Raw genomic sequence first — 26,072 nt, forward strand, 5'->3', positions numbered from 1 at the left:
TAATAATGAAAGGTAGAAAATATAGATATATTTTAGTGCCAGCATTAGGGAGTTTACTCCCTTTTGCTTTTATTAGTGCTGGTTCTTTAAAAAGCACTAGTTCAGCATTTTTGATTACTAATAAATTATTATCAGGATCAGACAGTAATTTTAATAGATCATATATAGATAATAGGTTTAGTCAAATCGATGAGTTTAAGTCAGGAGTTTATAAAAAAAGAGAAAAGCAAACATTTACTTATAAGTGGAATTTTTTGTTACCAGATTCACCATATTTAGTCGGTGTTGATCAATTTGACTGACCCAGAGGCACAAACATAAAATACAATGTGTTTGGAAAGGAATTTCAATTTCCAGCAAGCGGAACTAAATATTTTCATAACCCACCAAGAATTATATTAAACCCATCTGTTCGTGGTGGTGGCAAGCAGCATGGTGCTATTGGGCTAGCTTACCCATATTCTAGATCTTTAACTTCTGAGGCAAAAAACTTTTTTTGATGAGACCAAGGTTACATAGAAGGTAATATTAAACCATATCCAGATTATTACTATGTGTATCCTACTATAGAAATTTCAGGCATTGAAGAAAAAATTAATAATTTGGTTAATCCAAAAATTAAAACAAACTGCGAAAGAGAAGGCTTTAGTAGCATAAGTTGCGATTATTCTCCTAATCCAAATGCTTTTCAAAATATAGAGATTGTAGGTTTTGATTTAACTGAAGAATCCAAAAATAAGCTTAAAAACTATGAAAGACCTTGAGAAAAAACAGATTTTTATAAATCACATAAAATATTAAATACTATCAGAAGTTATTGAGCTTACACAGCCAATCCAGAAGTTGAAGTCACTTTAGAATACGACTCAACTAAAAATGAATACTATGACCTATCCGATAGTATTAAATTTAAAGACTTAAACACTATTTTTAATGGCTTAAAGAAAGCTTATTCAGAAAGTGCATCAATTGTAAATAATGGCAAAATAACAATAGATTCTGATGTTATGGGAGACTTAGATGAATCATTACCTGTTGACATTGATAGTAAGAAGTTTCCATTAAAAACTAATGTACAAAAGTTAAAGGAAAAAACCAGCACTAAAGAATATAGTTTATCTGATGGTTGAAAAATAAAGCTTTCAGAAACTCCTGAAGTAGTAAGCTCAAAAGAAAAAACAGCAAAAATAGTTAAAAGACTAGTTAGTGTTTCCAAAAATGGAAGTGATAAAACAGCAGAATTAATAAAAACTCTTGAAAATGCTTCAAACCCAGCTACTAAAGCTCAAAGCTACAATATTAATAAGTTTGCTAATATGCTTAAAGAACTGGGAAGTGGTATTAATACTTATGATGAACTAGAAGTTAATCTCACTGAATCAAATTTATATAAAGAGTACAAGAACGCCAAAGATAAAACTGATAGAAAAGAACAAGGCTTAAATTTAAGAGATAACTTAACCATAAAGTATGGATATTCACAAGCAATAAAAACTCTTAAGGAATGAGCAAACTATTACAACAAGGAAAGAAAATTAGATTTTTGACAACAAACTGAAGCTAAGCAAATAAAAAAACCAGATAAGAAAAATAAATATGATCATGGAACTCTTTTAGTTGGCTCACCAATAGATATCAAATTTATTTCTGACAATGCTGAAACAGATATTATGCTAATTAACAAGCAAAAAGTTGATGTCTTAAATAAAGAATTTAAGAAAAAGTTAATAGACTTTAGAGTTGTTGCTAATACTAAAGAAATTAAAGATAAAGAAAAAGAAAAGCAACCAACTAATGAATATGAAATTCACTTAAAGCGCTTTAAAACAGGTTCAAACAACTCAGGAGATATTGATGAGCAATATATTGTTAAATATCAAATAATTCAAAAGTTCTTTACACAAATTATTAAATGATATGCTTGGGATCCTGATAAAAACCCTGACCAAAAACAATTAATATCAAAAATTTTGCTTGATAAAAAAGGTCAGCCACTTTTAGATGATAAAAAGAAAGAAATTCCTAACCCTAATTATGATCCTTTCATTGATCCAGCTACAGGAACTAAGAAAGAAATTTTATGAATAAGTAATGATAATTTAAAAAATCATGGCTTAGATGATAAACTTCACTTTACATATCCTTCATTGCTTTATGATATTAAACAAAAGGTAGATTTTGGTATATATGTTGATTCTCACGTATTAGGTAAAGGCGCTCTTAGAAATTTAGAATATGATAAGGCATTAACAAATGTTAAATACTATAAAAAGAAGCTTTTTAATAAAAAAACTGAACATAAAAATGGTGAAAAAGTTGTTACATATGTTAAAAGTGATACTCTTCCTGAGCCATTGCCATTAAAAAATAATAATAGTGAGTTTTCATACTTTTCTGATGAAGGAATTTGACTAGTTTATGCAACTAATAATAGTCAAGATATACCAACATTTTCTAATGCTTCATTAGTTTTAATTGATGAAGATAACAACCCTAAGTCTTATTTCTATGAAACAGTTAAAGACAGACTATATGATGAAAGGGGAGCTAAATTAGAAAATTACTTCCAACCATTTTTACATTCAAATAACTGAATTTCTGAGCCTTTAGCTAAGTATTTAACAGCTACAACGGGATTAACATTTGCTGAGCTAGCTAAAATGCCATACAATGACTTTATATACAAATACTTAGACTTTATTAATTTAAAATATGATTTAAAAAAATACTTTCCAGATATCGATTCTAAAGATACTACATATGAAAACATATTTGAAACAGCTGTTCACTGAAATGAATTGCCAAATTTAAATGGTTTAACATATGCTACTGAACAAGATGAAACAGTTAAAGAGAAATATAGAAAAGAAGTTGAAAATATAGTTACAAACTATATTAAAAGCCATATTAGGGGAAATACTCGTTTAAAAGAACATAACATATATGAAAACTCAGGATGAGAAATTAAAGAATGAAGTAGTCATGATAAAAAATATTGACTAGATAGTGCACTAAAAGTTGAAAAAAATGATGCTTCTAAATCACAAGGAGTTGAATTTACACTTGTTCCTACCAATCCAAAGTACAAAAAATTTAGTTTCAAGAAGTTTTATCTTAAAAACAATGCCCATCATATTTACTACCCACCAATTGATTTAAGCAAGTTACCAATTGAAACAAGGCATACAATTAACATTGACTATTCAAAAGGCACACATAAACAAAATGCTGAGAAAATTAGTAGATTCATAAAATCTAAAATATATGATGAATTTCAAAAATATAATCAAAGTAAAACCACACCTATTGAAATAGGTAAAGATGTTAAAATATCTAATTTATATGAATTAAATATTAAAACTAGTCAATATGATAAGTTCAACACTTTTACTGTTATCATAACCCCACTAAATGCCAACTTGCACAATCAAATAGTGTTTGAATTTCAAAATATATCTGATCCTAAAAAGAAGCCTAAAAAATCTGATCCAGATAAGAAACCAGACGGGGATAATAACCCTGGCAATTCTTCATCAGGTTTTGATGAAAATAATCCTAATGGTGGCAGGTCAAACTTTGACCCTAACAATCCAGGAACATGACCATCAGGTTTTGATGCAAATGATCCAAAGACTTGGCCATCAGGATATAATCCAAATGACCCTTCAACTTGACCTTCAAGCTTTGATGAAAATAATCCTAATGGTGGCAGGTCAAACTTTGATCCTAACAATCCAGGAACTTGACCTTCAGGATATAATCCTGATTCAAGTAAATATGTAGATTTAAGCCTGCTTAATGAGATATTCTTGAATAATCCTGTTGTTATCAGTGAAACTAAATTAAGTAAGATAAAAGATAAAATAGTAAGTGAAGTATCAAAGATAACTGAGCCATTAAACTATAGATTTAATAAAGAATATTTAATTGCTTGACTAAGCACAGCATTTTATAATTTAGACTTGGTAATGGATATAGAAGACTTAAATAAGCCTGAGAATAAAGAGTTTAAGGAAAAATATGATCGTGCTGTAAATAGTGTTCTTAAAGAGAAAAATAAAGTAACTATTCTGGGCAAAGAAGTATTAATCCCAACAAGTATTAGTGATGAGAAACTACGCTTAAGATATGAAGAAGCTATAGCTAATAAAATTAAAGAGATAGAGAACAGAAACTTTAATAAAGGGCTTGATAATAAAGTTAGAAGCAAAATATACATACTAATTCCTAAAGAAAATGCTATAGGCTTTGCATTCTTACCAGTTATTAATAACATTAGCAGTTCATTTGACCCAACTAAAGATCCTGAATGAATTTCTGAGTTGGAAAAAGATCCACATAGAAAAGATATAAATGGTGAAGATATAAGAAGTACTCTTAGCAAAGTTGCAAGCTATGCAGGTTGAACTGTTGGAGCTATTGCAACACTAGGACTAATATCAGGAACTGTTTTTGGTATTAGAAACTATCTAAACAAAAAAGGCTTTAAGGCTGGAAAGAGTGTTACTAAGAAACAAAAGAAAAAGCAAAAACCTATTAGAATTTACAAAGATAATTAAATTAAAAAAGCCAAGTTATAACAACCTGGCTTTTTCTTTGCTCTAATTAGTAGCTAATTACATAGTAATTACAATCTAATTAGAGTGTAATTAGTCGCTAATTATTTTCTAATTATAAGTTAATTATATGTTTGCTAATTGGATGTAAACTAATAAGATATATACTAAGCCATATAACAGTTTATATTAACACAATAAAGATATAGCTATTTAAAGTAATTTATACCTATAAAGTTATTATATTTGCTTAAAACACAGCCAAATCTAATTAGAAACTAATTAGTTTATAATTAAATAGTAATTATATTCTAATTACTTTTTGTATACTTATCCTAATTTTTTAGGTTAATAAATATGTTCAAGGAGATATAATAATGGCTAAAAAATATAGTTATAAAGATATATCAAATTGGTTCTTATCTAAAGAAAGTATGACTCCTAAAAAGCTTCAAAAACTAACATATTATGCTGAAGCTTGAGCTTATGCTTTGCTTGATGATGGTATATTAAATGACACAGCCTTTCAGGCTTGAATACATAGTCCAGTTTCTCCTGAATTATGAAATGATTATAAAGAATATGGCTGAAATGAGATTAAGCAAAAAGTTTTTGATGAAAGCAAATTAGATAAAAATGTTTTAGAACTGCTTGATGCAGTTTGAACTACATATGGTGATAAATCAGGATATGAACTAGAAGCTATTACACATTTAGAAGAGCCTTGGAAAAAGGCAAGAAAGGGCTTAGGAGAGTTTGAGCCATCAACTAAATTAATTGATACTGAAGATATGAAAACCTACTATAGAAGCATTTATTCAGGAGATTAATTTTGGTATTAAATACAATAATTTATAAAGCAAATTCTATGGAATTCCGTAGTTTTTTTGTTTAGTTTTAAGTACTAATAATTGCCATATGAAAAAAATTCATAATGTTAAAAATTTGTTTACTTTGCTATTAAATTTGACTTTGGCAACTTCTAATTATATTCTAATTAGTATATAATTACTTTATAATTAGATAGTAATTAGTTTCTAATTATAAAATTACCTTGTGAAGGAAACTAAGTAAATGCTACAAAACAATATGAAATTGTTTTCAAAATAGCTATTATTTGCCTAATATTTGTATTAGAATTAATATTATGAGAATAAAAAAAGGAATAAAAAATATAGCCCTGCTACTGGGCACAACAGTAGCACCAGCATTAGCAAGTGTTTCTTGTTTTAATGTGTTTAAAATTCTAGAACCAACAGCCACAATTATTAAAACAGATGATGCTAAGCCACCAGCAGGATTTAATCATAATGATAGCAGAAAACAAGTGGAAGACTTATTTAATAAATATAAAGGCCACTTATTAGTAGATACTTCAAAAGAATCACAGCCATTTTTAAAAGAGAATAATAAATACTATTTTGCTAAAGTTACACATGAAGACAAAGCAATTAGTTCAGATGTATACAAAAATGATAACTGAAAAACTGATGAGTATTTGCCAATGATTTTTATACCACCAGAACAAAAAGAAGATTTATTTAAAAAACCTGGATCAGAAAAATTTAGATCGAAATTAAGTGATACATATATTCCACCTGTTGAGTTTAATAACTTGCTTAGAAATTATTTAAAAGGTAGTGTACAGTTAACACCAAGTGAGCATAAAGACTTTTTAGAAAAAATGACAAAATTTTTAGAGCATGACAACATGATAAGACGTGACTTCACAATAAATTCAGATACATATGGAACTTTTATAGATAAATTTAATGACCGTTATGATGAATCTCCTTATGACTATAATAAAAAAATAATAAAAAGAGAAGATCAATTTATAAAATTCAACACAGCTCATGGAGATTATATGGATATGCTTGAAGACGTCCAAACAAAAGATAAAAAAAATATTTGATTTTTGCCTTTTTCACTCTCTAAAGCTAGAGCATTTGAAGACATCTCAGACATATATAGTAAGTTAGATGAAAATAAATTATGAATAAAAAGGGGAGATCAAAGTTATTATGATGTATTAGGCACTCCTAATCTATTAGATCAGTTCTCAGACCCGGCAAAAGCATATCTTGATACCCAAACAAACATTGAGACTTATAAAGACTATTTATTATTTTTATTAAAGTTCATGGAATTTAAGCATACATTTAAAACACAAGAAGAAATAAAAAATCTAGAAGAAGATGAAAAGAAAAAAACACAAGAAGAAGATTATAAAAAAGAGTTAGAACAATTTCAAACACAGTTAAATGACTTAGTCTCTACACTGACAATAGCAACCACAAAAACTGTCTTAGGTAAAGAAGTTGAAAAGCCAGACAATCAAAATGAAACAAGAGTGTCAATGTTTCCAGTGGCTAATGATGAGCTTAGTGCTTTAATAACTAAAGCCGACTATGAACACTCATTTGTTTGAGCACATAGAGCACTATATGAAGAAGTTATCCCTATTTATGTAGCTCTATTTGGAAAATTACCTTCAAAGCTTGTCCTTAATAATAATAATCAGATAAATATTAAAAAGTATATTACCTACTATGTAAACAAAGTAATGAAAGACAAGTTCTCAGATTTTAAAGAAATAGAAGATAACACTGATTTACAAGAGAAACATAAAACAGAAGAGTACAAGAAAAAAGCTAATGAAATTTATAAAGAATGATTAAATAAATGAAAGGGACTTAAAGAAACAACAACAAGCAACTAAAAAAGTTGCTTGTTTTTACTTCTAATTAGAAACTAATTATTAGCTAATTACTTTCTAATTACTTTATAATTACATTGTAATTAGAAAAACAAAAAGCCAGGTTTCTACAACTTGGCTTTCTTTATTTACTTACTAGCTAGCTTCTCAATTGGTTTAATTACTCTTGAACCAATACTAAAGCTGTTAATTTTGTTTTTAATTGCATTTAGATGTCTGTCAATTATTACTTCTGTTCCTTCTAAAATCTTATGAGCTTCTTTTTTAATGTTCTCAGCTGATTTATTAATTTCACTAACTTTAGTTTCAATATATTTTAATGTAGTATCAAGAATGCTATCTTTAAAGTCTTTAAAGTCATCTAATATTTTTTGTTTTTCAGAAAAACTAATTTCTTTAAATTGCTTATCTAATGTAATTTCTTTATACTTAAGTGCTATTGTTTCTAATATACCAAGCATAGTAATAAAGTACATTGGCCTTACTACGAACATATTTTTATACTCAGGCACTCTATAAACTAATCAATCACTATTTTGATACTCTAGTTCACTAACAAGCAAGGCATAATCAAGTTGCTTCTTTTCTCTATCACTATCAAGCTTTTTGTAATGATCTTGGTTCTTTTGTTTATACACTGATGATTCTAACTCTGTTTTCATCTCACACATTACACCAAGTAGTGGAGTTTTTCTTTCTTCTTCAGCATAAACTTTAAAGATAAAGTCTCCCTTAGAACCTTTAAATTCTCCTTCTGCTTTAATAGCAGTGTTATCCTTTTCAAATACTGATGTTCTAAAAGCATAAGAAGATACATTATTAAATTCATTTATGCAGTAGTTCTCTAACTCTTCTCCAAGAACCTTAACATTTTTAGTTAGCTTTTCTCTGTTTAACTTTTTAATTTGTTCATTTAATTTATTAGCTTCAATAACTTTATTGCTTATTTCATTTTTGTGTTCTACTTCTAATAGATTAATTTTGTGTGCTAAGTCCTTAACTTTATCATTAAGCCTATTAATTTCATTATTTTTGCCTTCAATTGCTTCAGCAACTTTAACTATAGTATCTAGCTTATGGTTTTCTTCAAAATTACTAATTTGTGTCTCTAATTTTGTTATTTTATCTTTTTGAGCATTTATTGTTTCAAACAGCCTGTCTTTGATTGCACTTATTTCTTCTGTTAGCTTTCTTTTATATTCAGTAAATAATAATTTTTTTAAGGTTGCTATTTTCTCATTATAAAGATTGTCTTTAGCTTCATCAATTGCTTTATTGATAATACTTAAGTCAACTGTTTCAGCACTAGATAAATCAATAAGATCTCCCTTTTTAGCATCTTCTAATAGTTCAATTGTTTTTTTGTCTTTTACTATGAATTTGATTGTCATTAATTAATCCTTTGCATTTGTCTTATGAGTTGTATTTCTAATTAGAAAGTAATTACAATATAATTACAAACTAATTACTTTATAATTAGCTAGTAATTAGAAAAAGGAAAAAATAGGGCTACTTATTAAATTAGTCCTATTTGATTTTTTGTACTAATCTTTGAAATTATTTACTTATCATCTTTAGGCAACTCAACTAAATTCATTAATATGAATCTTTTAAAGTAAACTATGCCATATTTAATTAAGTCAGGAATGCTTACTTTTCCAAAGCCTAAATTAATAGCTTGCTCTTGTACTTTGGTTATATCATCAACTAAAGATTGTGTTAAATACAATCCTGTTGCTTTACCTTCTCTTTTAGCTTTAACTTGTTTAGTTGGTTTATTTAAAAGCTTATCTGCTTGGTTTAATAAATTATCTACTGCTTGGTCATTATCTAGTTTTTTAGATTTATCAAAGTTTTCTTGTTGCAATTTCTGAGTCTGTGATGCTACTTGTTTAAATATATTTTTGTTTTCCATTATCACTTCCAGTGTACTTTATAATTACAAACTAATTATATAGTAATTAGAAAATAATTAGAAAGTAATTAGTAGCTAATTAGAAACTAATTATAGGATCTTTCTTTCTTGTAATTCAATAATTAAATTTTCTATTGGATTGCCATCCTTGATATAGTCCTTATAGTCACTCTCTAAAACTCATTTAGGTCTTTTTCATTTATTAAGTGTTGCTATATCACTTGAAAAAGATAAACTAATTGTACTTGTAGCCATACCTATATTATCAGGTATAAATGTTTTTAATGTTCTGTCCCCATATTCTTCATGCAAGAAAAAGAAGAAGTCTTTTGATAACTTATTAGATTTAATTCTATTTAGGATAATGCCCTGGATATTGTCATTAAGACCAAGTTCTCTTGTATTATTCTTTCATTCTGAAAGCATAACATTAAGTCCTTGCAAGCTAAAAATATGTGGTTCTACAACTTGGATGATACCTGTCTTTGAAGCAATATAAACATTTTTTGCTATATCATCAAAGATTGGGTTTAGATCAAAGAATACATAATCAATTCCTAATTTAACTAAGTAATTATTCATTAGCTTTAAGTTTGAACTTAAAACTAGTTCTCTTAATGTTGTATTAAGCAATGAATTTCTTACATTATTTAATAAAGAATTGGTGTGTACATAATATATATTCTTAATTCTAGAATGCTGAATAGTATTAGCTAATTCTTGCTCTGTTGATGTTCTTTTTAATCATTTACCTGAATCATCTTCATTGTAGTTTATATTACTTTTAAGAACATTTGATAATGAACCTTGACTATCAAAGTCAAAGATTAAAACTTTCTTATTTTGCTTTGCTAAAGCATCTGCAATGTTAAGTGTAATCGTTGTCTTTCCAACTCCCCCCTTATTGGAATGGAAAGTAAAAAAAGTCATTAATCTCCTTTATTGCTATATGTTAATTTGTAATTAGAAAGTAATTACAATATAATTATAAACTAATTAGAAACTAATTATAAAGTAATTAGAATGTAATTAGAATAAAGAAAAAGCCAGGATACTATAACTTGGCTTTTATAATGCTTATTTTGACATTAATTCTTTATTTAATCAATAGCTAATTTATTTAAATAGTATTTGTAATTAATAGTTCTTTAACTTTTGATGAAGTCTTGCTAATTCCACAAACATTAGTCTTATCAATTTCATTAATAGTTCAGTCTCTATAAAGCTCTTTTATAAAAGGTTCATTGTTATAACTGATAACTATTTTGGTATGTCCTTTTAACTTAGATAACATATTAAACAAGTCAATATGATCTTGCTTTGTAAAACTAGTTTTATACATTTGAGTTTTATTAAAATAAGGTGGATCAACATATAACTTTGTGATCTTGTCTTGACTATCTATAATATCTTGTAATAAGACTTTGTAATCACAATGAGTTATTTTAATATTTTGCAATATCTGGTTGTAAATGTTTAGTTTATCCAATCAGCCATTATCTAATCTTTTAATAAAGTAATCTAACCTTGCTTTAGTGTAGCTCTTTAAATTGCCTTCAAAGCTTAAGATGTTTTTTAGAGCATAAGATAAATCCAAGGGCAAAACATTATCATAATCATTAATAATAGTTTGGCAGTTATATAAATGCTTAGCATTAACTCCAACTATTCCTGAACCGCCAAATAAATCTAAAAATATATCTGATGAGTTTAACTCTAAGACATTAAATATATTTTTTAATAATCTATATTTAGACCCATAATAACTAATAACAGGCTTAATATTTTTCATTATTATAAACCCTATAATTGCTTTTAAAACATAATTCAAATATTTGTTTATTGTCTAAGTTATAGATATTAAATTTCTTAGAAACTTTCTTATTTTGCTTTGCTAAAGCATATGCAATGTTAAGTGTAATTGTTGTCTTTCCAACTCCCCCCTTATTGGAATGGAAAGTAAAAAAAGTCATTAATCTCCTTGTTTCTGTATGTGTAATTATAATTACAATCTATTATAAAATAATTAGAAAGTAATTAGCTACTAATTAGAATGTAATTAGTTTGTAATTATATTTTGTTTTGCATATGTATAAAAAAGCACAACAATACACATATAAAAAACAGGGTAAAACTACCTTTTTACTTTAGGTAACATAAGAAATATATGCACTTTTTAAATCGAATTGACTTATATATTTCATTAATATAAACAACAACTTAATTAACAAGCAATCATAAATTAATTACTGTCTATAGTTGTTGCAAATATACTTATTTAATAACCAATTTTAAGCACATAAAGAACAATTATTAGTGTTTTGCAATTATATTAGTTAGCTAGGAATGCAAAAGTTTTCATAATTTGGTAAAAAATTTATTGATAATTTAGCTAATTAAAGCCCTTTAAAAGTAATTACAGTGTAACTAGTAACTAATTACTAAGTACTTAGACTGTAAGTATAAAGTAATTACTTTGACATATATTTTTTAGTGAAAAGATATCTAAATAAGTTAAAAAACTAATTTGGATAATTTTCCTTTTTTATCTATAATAAAGGCATAAAGGGGAAATTATGCAAGAACTTTTTATGCTTTGAGACCAGCAAGCTGAAGAATACAAAAACAGTGCCGAACGTAAAAAAGAATATCATGTTGAACGTAAGATAACAAGAGTAATCATAGTAAAAGGCGAAGCATATTACTATACTCTATATATGTATAGACACAAAGTGACTAGAAAATGCTTTGTTTACTATCATAATGAGATATTAAAACATAATAAGAGACTTAAATATTACATTGATGATATAGAAAGATGCTTAAATGATAGGCTCTATGAACGTAATTACAAAAAATTAGGCAAAGTCAAAAGCAATAAAATACCTTATTATATTTATGCATATCATAGAAACAAAACCCCTATAAAACAGGCAAATATGGATGAATTAAAATGTCACAAAGATAAAGAATATGATGCAATTCAGATTGATACAGATGATTCATATTTTTATGCTAGAGTTAATGGATATAAAGCTAAATTTAGATGTAGAATGGCTACAATTCATACACTAGAACATAATAGAGATAACAAAATAAAAAATAAAACTACAATAATGCAAATTAGTAACTTAGGAATTAAGCAAGATATTAAGAAAAATGAAGCAGGATTTCATAATGCAATCCAAAATGCTTTATCTAAACTATATGCAAATAAGCAAATAATTGTTTCAGGAGATGGAGCTAAAGTTATTACTACATTAGCAACAGCACTACAAAGCACTAGAGTATTTGATAAATATCACTTTATTAGAGAACTATTTAAAATATATGGCTTTAATGAAACATTAAACAAGGCAAATAAGAGAATATTTGATGGCATAGACCATTTTAAAGAGCTTAATTATTTGTATAATAAAGGTAAATTTGATGAGTTTACTAACTATTTAAAGCATACAATTAATTTACTCTCACCCAAGCCTAAAACAGTGCAAAAAATCAATGATATAAAGAAATTCATAAGGTTTTATACAACTAATAATAAGTTCATAAATGAGACAATAACAAACAAATATTACACAAGTGGTAATGCTGAAACATTTGTTTCTCACGACTTAAAAAAGATATATAGGAAAGAATTTTGGGCTTAAATCAATCAATACAATTATTAGAACAATAATTTCTGAAACAAACCACAATTTAATAATCATTTAATTTGACTAAAAGTACTACAAAACAGGGATAAAAAACACAATAATAAAATATTGTGAATTTTTCTTATGCCCAGAAATAAAATAGAGTAGAATAAATATTGAAGTAAGAATTGAATTACCATCTTACCCACTTAATACTTTCATTCCCTTTTAAAAAAAATAAAAATGAGGAGAAAATATGAAGATTCTAAAGACTAAGAAAAATAAAATTCTAATGTTTTCACTTTTATCAGGTGGCATTGTTTCAGTAGCTGCTGGAGCAGCTATTTATAAAGCATCTTCAGATTTTGACTTAGCAAAATCTATTTTCTCTTCAGATTCATTTGATTCAGAACTAGCTAATAGTAATAATGTTAAGCATACTAATGATTCAATCAGAGACAAAAATGTAACTGAAAAGGCTGTTGAACCTATTAAGGTTGAAGAGCCTAAGATTGAACCAATTATTATTAAAACTCCTAAAGTAGAAGAATCAGCAACAATTGAACCACCTAAAGAAGCTCCAAAACCAGTTGAATCTCAACCTATAATTGCTAGTCCAACTACTGAAAGAAGAAAAATAAATCTTAATGGTGTAGAAGTTTTTGCAATAGTCGAAGTTACTCCAGATAGAAAAGTCACTGACTATGATATAAAAAAGGGAATAGCAAATAGAGAACCTTATCAAAGCACTATAGTAAATAAATTAGTATCAGTTGAAGTAACTGATGAATTAAGAACAAGCACAGTCAATAAAGCTTTAACTAGTGGTGAAGGTGACGGACTTTTTGATGGCACATTTTTCAAAGTTATTGATGACTTAATCAATGTTGACAAAGATTCATTGGAAGTTGCTGAAGGCGTGTTAAAACTAAATAGTCAAATATGAGAAAGTAATCTATTTCGCTATAAAGAATTGCTTGATTCAGAGAATGTTGTTAATTTTTTAAAAGAACCTGCTAAAAGTGAATATCCAACCAAGCAGTTTGCTTCTGTTAATCAAAAATACATCTGATTAATAGCTAATTTGGACAAATCCAAATTCACAAAATTAGCTTCTACATCTGATAAGTATTTAAATGAAGGATTGGTTGTTAGCCCAAGAAATGCAAAAATAAATGCTAATGGGGAAATTGACGCACATGCTTGATCGCCTTCTCCTGAATTTAATACTGTAACTTCTAGATATTCTAGAGACAATAGCTTAAAAAGAGTTTTTGGCTATAATTCATACTTTTGACGTTCACCTGATGATACTGAAGAAGGCAATTATCCAGGTTGAAAGAAAACAGATGCAACTAGTGAGTTTAGTTCATATGGAGTTTCAGAAGGCGATGGCATAACAGTACATAAATTGGAAAGAATTGAAAAAATCAAGGAAGAAAATGGCCAAATTAATGAAGGTTATGTAGTTAATATTGATGCTAAAAATCCTGATGGTTATGCTAAAACCAAGAAGTTAATTGAAGATCTTAAAAAGGCTGGCAAAAAAATTACTTCATACCGTATTAAAAATATGGGCGAAGCAGATCCAGCTCAAAAATTTAAGGAAATTTTAGCTGCCTTACCCGATGACTTACCACAATTAGAATTATTCTTCTCAGCTAATGCTACTAATACAAGTAGTTTAATTGCTTTAGAAAATAAAAAAATTAAAGAACTTTCACTTTATACATTAGGCAATTCATTATTGCAAAAATGATCATTTAACCCATGAGCTTTTAAAAACACTGCTTGAATAAATACCAATGATTACAATGTAAGTTATGAATATGGCAGAAACAAGTCATTAGCAACTAGAATAACTTTTGACACTATAGCTTTTGACCAAGAAGACTATAAAACAGAGAATAACTTTGAAAGAATTAATGACGGATTAAGATTAGTTTACTACGCTAGAAACAATGAAAGAGCATTCCAAGGAAGCTTTGGGCCAGGATTAAATCCTGACCATGCTGAAGGTGATAATAGCTATCCTGTGGGCTTAGACTTTTCTAGAGTTCCTAATATTAAATCACTTAGAGGTTTAGAGTTTCATGATACTCAAAATCCAAGCAATAAAGCAAGAAAAATTAAAAGACTAACATTATTTAATAATTTAACTACTTTTGAAATATCAGGCAATGAACTTAATCAAGCTAGTTTCCATCATATAATGGAACCAGTTCCTGGCGATAGTGACAAACCTAAAATTATGTTTAGTAATGGCGATACAACAAACACAATTAAAATTAGTTCTAAAGAAAGATTAAGTTCAGAAGGACTTACAAACTTAAATAAATTCTTCCAATTAAATGATGTTCTTAGAGCAAGTAAGAAAATAATAGTTCCTGAAGGTGCTAGTGAATTAATCAGTCAACTACAGGGTGCTGGATTTAATGTTGAAGTTGGTACAGAAGGCTATACTTTTACATAGTAAATTTATCTAAAAAACTCTAAATAAATTGATTAGCAAAACACTACTTATTTAGTTATTTCCACAAATTTTCCATATTTATAACAGAAAAATTTATTTGTGCTTTTAAAAAAACACTTTCCCTTTACACTTATTGCTGTACGCCCTATTTATAGGGTTTTTAGTTAAGTTAGATAATTTTCATAAAATAATAATTTTAGGAGTAATATGAGTATTTTCAAAAAGAAAAAGAGCAGAATTTTACTAATTTCGCTCACAGCTGGAATAGTAGCTTCTGTCTCTTCTGGTGTGCTAATTTATAACGCTGCTAGTGACAATAATTTAAGTAAATTATTATTCTCAAGTGAAAGTGATTCATTGCTTCATCCTTCAAGCAATGTTGATTACTCAAGAAGTGTTAATTCAATTACTGATAAAAACATTAAAGAATTATCAAAGCAGCCAAAAGTTTTAGAAAAACCTAAAGATATAGAACCTATTGTTGCTCCTAAAATTGAAGTTAAACCTGAAGAAACAATTACTCCTCCTAAGGTTGAAGAAGTTAAGCCAGCTGAACCAGCTTCTACTCCAGAACCTCCTAGAATTACTCCTGAAATTAGAAACTATAAACCTGATATTTCTGCATTAGTAGAAAGAACTGAAAAAGTCATAATTTTTGGTGTTGAAGTCAACGCAACAGTTTTAGCTCGTCCTGATAGACCTGTTTCAGAAAGGGATCAAAAATTAGGAATCACTAATGTTAATCCTTACCAAAATGTTACTGTGTCTAAGTTGCTAGGGATTGAAGTAACAGAAGATTTAAAAAACAAAGTCATTGAAAATGCTTTAGGTAGCAATAAAGGCGAAGGTATTGGACTATTTAGTAATAATCTTTACAATATTGCTGATGCAATAGGAACATACGAAGGGCTAGATAAAGCTGAAGATGTTTTAGTTAAGCAAAATCCAGGCACTTGAGACGAACAAATACATCGTTACAAGCAACTTATTGATTCAGGGAAGTTTAGAGATTTTCTAAAAGAAGGCAAGCGCGAAGAATACGAAAACCATGTTAAATCAGGATTCTTTAAAACTCCTAATCAAAAACTACTATGAATAATTATCAACCTAGATAAAAGTAAGTTTACAAAGATATCTCAAAAGTCATTAAATTATCTTAAGCAAGGATTAGCTATTGATCCAAGAAATGCAATTATCAATGCTGATGGTGAAATAGATTCATTAGGTTGAGATGTGCCGGATCAATACAACACAGTAACTTCTAGATTATCTAGAGATAATTCAACTAGAAGAGCATTTGATTATGATGAGTGATATCTTCGTTCATCTGATTCTATTGTTTCAGGAAAATTTCCAGGATGAACTAAAACTGATAAGTCTTCTGAATATCAATCAACTTACAATATCCAACCTAGTGATGGAATTAAAGTATTTGAATTAACTAGAAATAATCCAGTTAATGATGGAAGTAAAAGAAATAGTGGTATTGTAGTTGAAATAGATGCTGCTAATTCTTCAGGATACGGAAAAATAAAAGAATTAGTTGAAAAATTCAAGGCAAATAACAAAGAAATAACTTCATACAGAATTTTCAATATGGGAGTAACTAGCCCTAGTCAAGAGTTTAAAGACATATTAAAATCACTTCCTGATAATCTTCCTCAATTAGAACTATTCTTCTCAGCTCAAGCAACTAATACATCTAGTTTAGTTGCGCTTAAAGATAAAAATATTAAAGAATTATCATTATATACAATGGGTAATTCATTGTTAGATTCATGATCATTCAACCCTTGATCATTGAATAAGGTTGAATGAATTAATACAAATGATTACAACGTTAGTGCACAATATCCACCTAATACACCTATAGCAACTAGAATTTCATTTGATACAGTTGCTTTTGATCAAGAGGATTATTCAAAAGTCGGCGACTATGAAAGAATCAACAACGGCCTAAGAATGGTTTATTTTGTAAGAAACAATGAACCATTTTTCCAAGGAAGACATGGTTCAGGGCTTGAACCTGATACTGCTGAAGGCGGAAACAGTTATCCAACTGGCTTAGACTTTTCAAGAGTGCCAAATATTAAATCATTAAAAGGTTTAGTATTCCATGATATTGAAAAACCTAATAATGGTTCTAGAAAAGTTAAAAGACTTACTTTAGCTAATACAAGCGATTCATTTGAAATTTCTTCAGATGAATTAAGCGTCGCAGGACTTGAAAACTTAGCAATTGGAGAACCTGAACCACCTAAAATTTTCTTTAGTAATGGTGGTACTACAAAATCAATCAAGATTAAGCTAAAAGAAGGAACTAGACAACTAGATGGCAGTGCTATAGAAAACCTTCGTAAATTCTATGCTTATAGTGATTCGCTTAAAGCAGGAAATAAATCAATCAAGGTTGATTCTAGTGCTACTGAACTAAAACAACAATTAGCAGGCTTAGGTTACAAGGTTGAAGAAGATAGTGGATTACAATATACCTAATTTACCTATAAAACAGTGAGAAACATACTATGAATAAAAACAAAAAGATTTTATTAATTACTTCTGCAAGCATACTAACCCCTGCTTCAGTAGTTGTTGCTGCCCAGTGCAACACAAGCCAGAAAAATTCACAAACTGTAGAAAGAGTTAAAGATTTAAGCAGTGAAGAGTTTCAAAAATTAATAGCTCAAACTGGTGATTATTCACAATTAGTTAAACTAGTTTTTGGCTCACCTGAGAGCAGCAGACCACTAAGTGAATTTTTGCCTTCACAAATTGAAGATAATTATCATAACTTAAGTGCAGTTGTTAATGAAAAGTATGCTGATATCATTGATGCTAATGTAGTTAATGCTACAACTGAAAAACAGCTGCCAACTATTATCTCTAATGCTAAAGGTGAATTAAATGTTTTTATTAACTTCAAGAACAAGAAAACAAATGAAACTGCAGAAAAAGCATTTAGGGTCACAGGGTTAAAATCTAATAATGGTTTACACCATTCAGGTGTGTTACAAAGAGATCCAAATGATGCTCTTAAAGGTGCTGGTGGCTTTAAAACTTATTTAGGTTGAGATCAAAAGAAGCGTTTTGATTATGACAACAAGCTTTATGTTGATGGTATCAAGGGCTGATGAGGCGGCGGTGATATATTAGCAAAACGTGGGCTTGATAAGACAACTGCTGATCAAAAGAAAAAATTTGATGAAATAGCTAAAAGTGTTGGTTTTGATAGCTATGAAAATGCAGCAGTAAAAGGTTTTTCTCTTCCTGTTTATGGTACTGATGGTAATGTAAGCGGTCTTAAATTATTTAATAATGAAGTAGGTAAATCAGCTTCACATATTGACACTTTAGGTAGAGAATTACCTAAAACAAATGGACTTGCTAGAACAATTCCTAATAAAACTTACCAAACAATTGCAAAGCAAACTTATCAAATAACATTCAATTTCAAAAAAGACTTTAAAAGAGAGTTAGCTGAAATTGAAAAGAATATTAAGTTTTTCCAAGACAAAAATGAACAACAAATTAAGGATTATCTAGAAACACAAATCAATGTCTTAACAAATAATCATAATTTTGCTCTCAGAGAAATAGAGAAAAAATGAGCCTCATTATCAGATGAAGCTAAAAAAGGTTTAGAAGACGCTCACAAAAGAGAAATTGAAGAAGAAAACAGGCAATATGAAGAGGAAAAAAATAAATATTCTTCTTGAAAAAAACAAGATTTAATTAATTGACAGAATGAAGAAAAGAAAAAAATAGAAGAGAAGAAGAATTCAGACCAATTCGGTGACAGAGTTTCCGGAACAATTTGAATTATGGACTACCAACTTCCTGATTCAGGAAAACAAGCTACAAAATTTTATTTCGGAACTAACTCACACGTCGCAAAAATATTAAAAGAACATGAATTAACAGGTTTTTCTCTTTCTAGAGTTGATGGTAATGTTGGTGTTCATTCAACATTTAAATTTAATGACTTAGACCCGAACTTCAAGAGGTTTAGCTTTACTAAACCTAATGGGATGATAAATAATGTTTTTGATGCTGTTGACTTTTTAAATACAAGTCCAAAAGATTACATTGATAGTAGTCAAAAACAAGATTATGAAGACGTGGAAGAGTACATTGATTTTGCAGTAATTGAAATTGACTTTGAAAAAATGAATCCTTCTGAAGTCATTGTTTGAAGTGAAAACATAGATGTAAGCAATAAAATACCAAACAAAAATAACAAAGATGAACTTATTAAGATAATCACAAATGATTATCAAAACGATACAACTAACCACATAAAATTCAAATCAAAATCTTACTTAGAAAACTACGATGACATTGATGTTCCTTTAGCTATCAATGATAAAAAACAAGAAGATATCGATAAATGAAATAAAAAAGAAGGTTTATTCATCTTAGGTTATCCTCGTGCTGATAAAGACTTCTATCTAGATAGATATATTGATGAAGATCAAATAAAAGTTGCTAAAGAAAATTACTCATTATGAGTTAATGGTGATCATAAATGATATAAGCAACTAGCTACGCCTGAAGGTCAGCAACCTGCTTTTCCTGATTATTCAGTTAATAATGGTGGCAGATTATCATATCAAATAGGTTATAGAACTTTTACTGATAAACCTGGCTTAACTGATGGCTTTTTAGCAGCTCCTACAATTGGTGGTGAATTCTATTCAATAACTGACAAAAGTGACAGTAAAACAAAGAAATACGTCAATTATGGACTTCACTTAATGCCTAGATTTTATGCTCCTAATGGTGGTGCATCTGGTTCTAGTGTTAGAAACAAAAACAATGAATTAATTGCTGTATATCATGCATCAAATGACAGTGCAAAAACTGGTTTAGCTGCTATATTTAGATCTCCTGGTAAAGATTACAATAAACTTTTTGGACAATACAACCTTCCACAATATGACTTAATTTATGGTGGCGGTAAGGAGCAAAAGAATTCATATAGAGAAGCGCTAGAAAAAATGTATAAGTCAAGCAATAGCAATTTTAAAACCAAATTATTTAGTGATGGTTTAGAAGATAACAATATTCCTGAAGCATTCAAATTCAACAACAATAATGCCAAATAATCCTATAAAACAGCTTTATTAGTGAAATAATAAAATATTAGCAAAGGAGCAAAATGCATTCAAAATCCATTAATATTGAAGAAAAAAGAATTTATGATGATAGCCAAAGTCTAGCAAATAAACAAAGAAAAAGTTTTATTGCTTCGCTTTATAAATCATTGCTCTTATCATATTTCTTTATTTCAATGCTATGCTTACTATTTTTAATGCCTCATGGATTATTTAGTAAAAAAATAATTGGCTCATATAATTTCATATTTGACTTTTCAATTCTAACCACTTTAGATGCTAACTGAATATTTATTTTTAGACTGTGCCTGTTTGGATTTATATATTTTTATGGACTGCTAAAAGCCTATTTAAATATCAATAAAAATAAAGAGCACATAAAAATATATGCACTATGATTTAGCATCTACTGAGCCTTGTCATTAACAGGATTTCTATTATTCTTTACCTTGCACATAATTGATGTTAAAAAACTAGTTTATGTTCTATTTGTTCTAGTTATATACTTAGTTACTGACATTTCATTTACTTTATTTAACTTTAAAACTAAAAAGAAAACTGAACCAGTTATTTATTCAAGCAAAATTCCATTATTAATTGATTTAGCTTCAAGAATCTTACTTACAGCGATTACTCTAGCAGTCTTTTTTGCTTGAGCATACACATATACAGGCGCTCCCAATACTTTTGTTAGAATGTTTGCTTTATTTAATGAAAGAAATCAAAACATTCCATACAATGCTTTTTATAATGCTGCCTTTAAGTTATTTAAAGTTAAAAGTGTGCTTAATTTCATTCTTGTAATTTTAATGTCATTAGTAATTGGTTTATTAATGCTAGGACTTAAAATTTATTCAATATGATCACTAGCATATAAGCAAGTAAGATCACAGATTTTTAAAGATAGATTACAGCTTTATCTAGTTGGAATCTTAGCTTCAGCTATTTGATTACTTAGCTTATTTAAATTAAAATATCCACCAACACATGAATTATTTGGTCAAGCTGAATCATTGCAATATTTAAATATTCTTTTTGGAATATTTAATGTGGCAGCTGCATCAAGTTTTATTGCTTTATTATTTATAAGAAAAATTAAGCTTAACAGTATCTTAATTAAAACTACAATTATGGCGCTATTTCAATGGGTAATTTGAATAAGTTATATGATTGCTAACTTTATTAATAAACAACCAACAATTGCCTTAATTAATTTATTGCTTACAGCTTTATCATCATTAATTATTTTCTACTTTTACTTTAGAAAAAGCAAACTTAGTGCAATTTCAAACTCACTTGCAATTAGCTTAAACACCATTTTATTATTCATACTAATTTTAGTATTTGGCTTTAATCAAGTGCTTTTGGCCGAAAATAACAAAAGTTTAATCATACTAAGCACTAATTTATCAGTAGCGCAAGTAATTTCAATTATTATTGTCTTATTCCAAATGATTTATTTAACATACTCACTTACTCAATTAATATTAGTGATTAAAAAAACTTCAGTGCTTAATCAAGAAGTTACAGAAAAGAGAAGCTATGAAAACGCATAAAAATGAAAACAATTTAATGTTCAATATTTATAATCAATATGAAGAAGCTAAAGCAAGTAGTGCTTTTGTTGATTACAACAAATTAATGGCGCAAGTGTTGCTAGAGTGCAATCTTGGTTTTAGCTCAGATGAGTATGTTAAATTTGGCAAAATGTTTGATGAAGCATTTGCTAAAAAATATGACATTGTTTTAGAAAAGTTTGTAATTAGCTTCAATGTTAATCTTAAATTTAGTGCTGATGCCTTAGTGCCTGTATTAAAAGCTAATGAAGATTCTAATACTGAAGCATTTAATTTTAAAAGTGCTAATGATGAAAAATTTAATAAGCTACTAAATTTTTATAACAAGTTAGTTAATGATTTAATTTTAGCTGATAAATATGTTGAATTATTTCCTAATATCATTGTTTTTAGGTCTAAAAACACTAAATCACTTAAAGTTCTTTTTGATGCAAAAAGTGCATTATTCAGAGGTGAATAATGGATTTAAAAAAGTTAGAAAATAAATTAGACAATCTAAAAAGAATTGAGCAAAAGGTTAATAATGATAAAAATATTTTGCTTATTGACATAATGAAGCAAAATAGACTACTTTCATTTTATGTAAAAAATGCTAGACATAATAAAAATATGATTTTAGCCTTAAGAAATGAATATTCATTTAAAAGTTTGCTAGTTTCAAAAGATGATTACCCTTTTAAATCACTAGCCATTATCAAAAAAATAAGAAATTTATTCATTAAACCCAAAGAATTATGAATTTACTTAACTGAAGAGCAAAAATATGCAACTGATTTATATTCAAGATATGAAAATAATATTTTAAGTAACACTAAAAAAGTTAGTGCTGACTTTATTACAATTGGTAAAAGAGCACAAGAGTTTTGTGAAGCTAATAATTTAAATATTGTCTATGAAATTGATAATTCAGATATCTATTCAGACTTATCATGAAGACTATGCCAAATTATTAAATTTTTATTTGCTCAAGAGAATTATGAATCGTTACACTTTGTGATAAATTCAAACAAAAACATAAATGGCAATTTTACCATTTTGCCTGTAAATGAGTTTAATATAGACATATTGAGTGAATCAAGTTATGATTCAGAAGAAGTTAATATTAGGAATTTTAAAATTTTCCCAAATATTGACCAATACATTAGCAGTCAAATAAATTCATTTATAGAAAACTCAGTGCAATCACTTTTAGTTGAATCATCATTTTACAAGTCAAAAATTGGATTAGTTTCAACAAACAAAATCATCAATGAAATTGATGAAGAAATGAAGAAAATAGGCAAGAAAATAATTAGAATTAGACGCGAAAATGAAATTGAAGAAATTGTTTTACTAACTAGCAATAACAAAAAATTTCTTTCTAGAGAGGGTAATAACTAATGAGTCAAAAAGGTTTTAATGTTGTTATCAACTTTATAGGAAATAAGGAAGTAGTCTTCAATAATGCATTAGTTTATTTTAATGCTGATGAAGAAGGCGATTGAGTTCAGTTAGTTGATAATTCAATTTTAGGTTATGAAATTATCTTGCTTAAAATAGTTGATTTAAATACTAATATTAGTAAATATATATTTGCAAAAAATACAAATATTACAGTTTCAAACAACACAATTAACATTTATACATTTTCTGAATTAGCCTTTTTTATAGAAACAAAAGTCAAAAAACAATACAGTGAACAATATAAAGAAGTAAACAAAAAAGTTGTTGCTTTAGAAGCTATGCAACAATTAGGAATGAGCATTGACCAATTATTAGAGTTTAATAAATTAAAAGAAGAAAAATACATTTTAAAAATGAAAAATATACATAAGTTAAAGGAAGAGGAGCTGTATGAAGATTAAAAAAATACTTCTATTTGCTAAAACAATTAGCCCAGCACTTACTGCTCCTGTTGCTTTAGCTTCTGTAAGCGCTAGAGGCAATTTAGACAAGCGTTTAGATGGCGCTGAGGGCAGCGGAAATGGAAATTCAGGCTCTAGCCCTGGCAATAATTCTGGCGACTCTAATGGCGGCAATAATGGCTCAAATGGAGCAAGTGGTTCATCATCCGGAAGAAAAGGAGTAAGTCCTCAATTTAGCTCTTTTGCTGATAAAGCTAAAAAAGCTGTTGATACGGCACTAAAAGAAGCTGTTGATAAAGTTATTAAATTTACTGATGAAGAACTTAATAAAATTGACTTATCAAAACCACAAGATGAGAGCCAAGGAAGCAAAGAAACTTATTTAGAAAAATTAGAGAAGCAAGTGTACTTAAAGGCTTTAAATAAGCTCTTTAAGGAAAAAAAAGACACTCTAAAAGAAGCTGAAGACTATGCAAAATTAGGACTTCCAGTAACTTTCCCGTTTGTTATTTCTAAAGATAAAAAATATGATGTTGGTACTGTAACTTATAATGGCAAGGAATATAAAGATATAAAAATTGGTAAAGAATCTGACCGTGACTATTCTAAAGTTATTGAGACTAACAATAAGGACAGCATAACTAAATCAGGCGAAGAAGACAACATTGCCTCAAATCCACAATTTGAAGCTGCTTTAAATAAATATACACAAGACTTGAATAAATCTATTTTGGAAATGGTTTATAACCCTAAAGAAATTCCAAAATTTGGTAAAGATATATTTTTAGAAGATGCTACATTCAATGCTAAAGAAGGTTTTACAGTTAAGCATCCACAAAATAGCCAAAGCTGAGATGATTACATTGTAAAAAGCATTAAGCCTAAATTTGTTGATTTTGACTTAAAACAAAATCAAGAGTTTAAAGTGATAGATGAAACTCAGCCTTCACCTAAAGTTAATCCACCTAACTTGCCTGATATTAATAATAAGCCTTTAGTTCCTGGCAAACCGCCTACAAATAATGAGACAGCTAACCCTTTAGAACAGTCAGAAACACTATTATATTTAGAACCATATGCTAATTATAGATATTCAAGTAGTTCAACTAGCGCTTTAGCTAATTTGCTTAGAAATTCTAGTGGCACTGATAAAGAAAAAATATTTTTCTTCAATAATCCTATAAATACAAGATTTAAATATACTGTTAATGATATTGATGGCTCAGGTGTTGCAACTGTTAAAATCACCGATACAGCTAAGCAAAATAGCTCAAGAACATACAAGATTCAAAAAAATAACTTTAGTTCAGATCCAAGATATATGTTTTTATTCCAAAAACAATCTGAAACTTTAAGTGCAAAATTTACACAGCTATATAAGGCCTTAATGCTAGATGAAAAAATTGATTATTCAAAGCTAGCTCATAATGAATTGCAGCTATCACTTTTTGGTATGGTTAATACAGCAACTAAGATAGTTACTGACCAAAAATTTGTTGATCTATGAAACAATATTATTGTTAAATATGCTGAAAGAATTGACACCCCACAAAGCGATGATGATTACAAAAATGTTGTGTCTGCTTCAAGTGAAGTTGTAATTGCTGAATTAATTCAAGCACTAAGTGCTTCTGAATTAAACAATCAGCCATTTTGAAATTCATTAGTTAATGCACTTTTAGTAGTTGAAAGTGATTTAAGAGAAATAGCTAATCATAAAGAAACTAGAGCAAAAATAATAAGTAAGTTTCAAGCCCTTAAATTAGACTTTAAAGTATTAGATAACACATTTAATTTATTAAATGATTCATTGCTAAAACTAAGAGCATCAGCTAATAACTGAGCTAAAAGTTTTCAATATAGCAAATGATTTGATGAATATACAGCAAATGTAGCTGATGTAAGAGAAAATATTGAATTTTTAAGAGACTTTTTAGAACCAGCAGTGCCATCTGAAAAGTCTGAAGAGCTTAAAAAATTACAAGATAGCTATACTAAAGCTATTAATAAAATAAAAAGCAGTAAAAGCAGTGTTAACAGAGCATATTATGCTATTGGTGGCGCGCTATTAATAATAGGACTAATTCTATCACTAACAAATATCTTAATATTTACACTTAAGTATAAAAACAAATTAAATAAAGCAATTAAAGGTGCTTTTGGTATTTCAATTTCAGTTTCAGCTATAGTGGCTCTTGTTGGAATAATTTTAATATTACTAGGACTTAAAGGATAATAA

Annotated in this window: 17 protein-coding genes; 12 read left to right on the forward strand and 5 right to left on the reverse strand. The window is 28.2% G+C overall.

Annotated features, from left to right (window positions below; translation table 4 throughout):
* The first annotated feature begins 5 nt into the window (after window positions 1-5).
* From MAGA_RS01565 to MAGA_RS01575, 3 genes are all read left to right on the forward strand, one after another.
* Entirely contained in the window at window positions 6-4,559 is a 4,554-nt protein-coding gene (locus tag MAGA_RS01565) for an Mbov_0399 family ICE element protein (RefSeq protein WP_013021943.1), read from the forward strand.
* 374 nt (window positions 4,560-4,933) lie between these two features.
* Window positions 4,934-5,386, forward strand: coding sequence for a Panacea domain-containing protein (locus tag MAGA_RS01570; RefSeq protein ID WP_013021944.1), 453 nt, complete (start codon window positions 4,934-4,936; stop codon window positions 5,384-5,386).
* A 317-nt stretch (window positions 5,387-5,703) separates the two neighbouring features.
* Window positions 5,704-7,278 carry a CDS14 family ICE transfer lipoprotein gene (locus MAGA_RS01575; RefSeq protein WP_013021945.1) on the forward strand — a complete coding sequence of 525 codons (1,575 nt, stop codon included), beginning with the start codon at window positions 5,704-5,706 and terminating at the stop codon, window positions 7,276-7,278.
* A 125-nt stretch (window positions 7,279-7,403) separates the two neighbouring features.
* Here the strand turns inward: MAGA_RS01575 and MAGA_RS01580 are convergent, their stop codons facing one another.
* From MAGA_RS01580 to MAGA_RS04705, 5 genes are all read right to left on the reverse strand, one after another.
* A complete protein-coding gene (locus MAGA_RS01580; RefSeq protein WP_013021946.1) occupies window positions 7,404-8,666 on the reverse strand; it encodes a DUF2130 domain-containing protein in 1,263 nt (420 codons plus the stop codon).
* A gap of 170 nt (window positions 8,667-8,836) precedes the next feature.
* On the reverse strand, window positions 8,837-9,190 hold the full coding sequence (locus MAGA_RS01585) for a hypothetical protein (protein ID WP_013021947.1): 354 nt from the start codon (window positions 9,188-9,190) through the stop codon (window positions 8,837-8,839).
* A 90-nt stretch (window positions 9,191-9,280) separates the two neighbouring features.
* Window positions 9,281-10,120 carry a ParA family protein gene (locus MAGA_RS01590; protein ID WP_013021948.1) on the reverse strand — a complete coding sequence of 280 codons (840 nt, stop codon included), beginning with the start codon at window positions 10,118-10,120 and terminating at the stop codon, window positions 9,281-9,283.
* 190 nt (window positions 10,121-10,310) lie between these two features.
* On the reverse strand, window positions 10,311-10,982 hold the full coding sequence (locus tag MAGA_RS01595) for a DNA adenine methylase (protein ID WP_013021949.1): 672 nt from the start codon (window positions 10,980-10,982) through the stop codon (window positions 10,311-10,313).
* Window positions 10,969-11,163 carry a ParA family protein gene (locus tag MAGA_RS04705; protein ID WP_013021950.1) on the reverse strand — a complete coding sequence of 65 codons (195 nt, stop codon included), beginning with the start codon at window positions 11,161-11,163 and terminating at the stop codon, window positions 10,969-10,971. Before MAGA_RS04705 ends, MAGA_RS01595 begins: the two co-directional genes overlap by 14 nt.
* Window positions 11,164-11,766: 603 nt before the next feature.
* Between MAGA_RS04705 and MAGA_RS01605 the strand changes: the two genes are divergently transcribed.
* The 9 genes from MAGA_RS01605 to MAGA_RS01645 all read left to right on the forward strand — a co-directional run bounded on the left by MAGA_RS01605 (window position 11,767) and on the right by MAGA_RS01645 (window position 26,069).
* A complete protein-coding gene (locus tag MAGA_RS01605; RefSeq protein WP_013021951.1) occupies window positions 11,767-12,840 on the forward strand; it encodes an Mbov_0401 family ICE element transposase-like protein in 1,074 nt (357 codons plus the stop codon).
* Window positions 12,841-13,081: 241 nt separating this feature from the next.
* The gene (locus MAGA_RS01610) at window positions 13,082-15,298 is read left to right on the forward strand and encodes a putative immunoglobulin-blocking virulence protein (protein WP_013021952.1); all 2,217 of its coding nucleotides are present in this window, start codon (window positions 13,082-13,084) and stop codon (window positions 15,296-15,298) included.
* Window positions 15,299-15,505: 207 nt separating this feature from the next.
* The gene (locus tag MAGA_RS01615; RefSeq protein ID WP_013021953.1) at window positions 15,506-17,794 is read left to right on the forward strand and encodes a putative immunoglobulin-blocking virulence protein; all 2,289 of its coding nucleotides are present in this window, start codon (window positions 15,506-15,508) and stop codon (window positions 17,792-17,794) included.
* 29 nt (window positions 17,795-17,823) lie between these two features.
* Window positions 17,824-20,403 carry an Ig-specific serine endopeptidase MIP gene (mip, locus tag MAGA_RS01620; RefSeq protein WP_013021954.1) on the forward strand — a complete coding sequence of 860 codons (2,580 nt, stop codon included), beginning with the start codon at window positions 17,824-17,826 and terminating at the stop codon, window positions 20,401-20,403.
* Window positions 20,404-20,456: 53 nt separating this feature from the next.
* On the forward strand, window positions 20,457-21,968 hold the full coding sequence (locus MAGA_RS01625) for an MSC_0624 family F1-like ATPase-associated membrane protein (protein WP_013021955.1): 1,512 nt from the start codon (window positions 20,457-20,459) through the stop codon (window positions 21,966-21,968).
* Window positions 21,955-22,449 (forward strand): DUF2714 domain-containing protein, encoded by a 495-nt coding sequence (locus MAGA_RS01630; protein WP_013021956.1) that lies wholly within the window; start codon window positions 21,955-21,957, stop codon window positions 22,447-22,449. Before MAGA_RS01625 ends, MAGA_RS01630 begins: the two co-directional genes overlap by 14 nt.
* Window positions 22,449-23,369, forward strand: a complete 921-nt coding sequence (locus MAGA_RS01635) for an MSC_0622 family F1-like ATPase gamma subunit (RefSeq protein ID WP_013021957.1) — start codon at window positions 22,449-22,451, stop codon at window positions 23,367-23,369. The genes MAGA_RS01630 and MAGA_RS01635 overlap by 1 nt, the downstream gene beginning before the upstream one ends.
* Complete coding sequence (locus MAGA_RS01640; protein WP_013021958.1) at window positions 23,369-23,833, forward strand: MSC_0621 family F1-like ATPase epsilon subunit; 465 nt, start codon at window positions 23,369-23,371, stop codon at window positions 23,831-23,833. Before MAGA_RS01635 ends, MAGA_RS01640 begins: the two co-directional genes overlap by 1 nt.
* Window positions 23,823-26,069, forward strand: coding sequence for an MSC_0620 family F1-like ATPase-associated subunit (locus MAGA_RS01645; RefSeq protein ID WP_013021959.1), 2,247 nt, complete (start codon window positions 23,823-23,825; stop codon window positions 26,067-26,069). The genes MAGA_RS01640 and MAGA_RS01645 overlap by 11 nt, the downstream gene beginning before the upstream one ends.
* Window positions 26,070-26,072: the final 3 nt, after the last annotated feature.

It is taken from the genome of Mycoplasmopsis agalactiae, from assembly GCF_000089865.1.
Taxonomy (GTDB): domain Bacteria; phylum Bacillota_I; class Bacilli_A; order Mycoplasmatales; family Metamycoplasmataceae; genus Mycoplasmopsis; species Mycoplasmopsis agalactiae_B.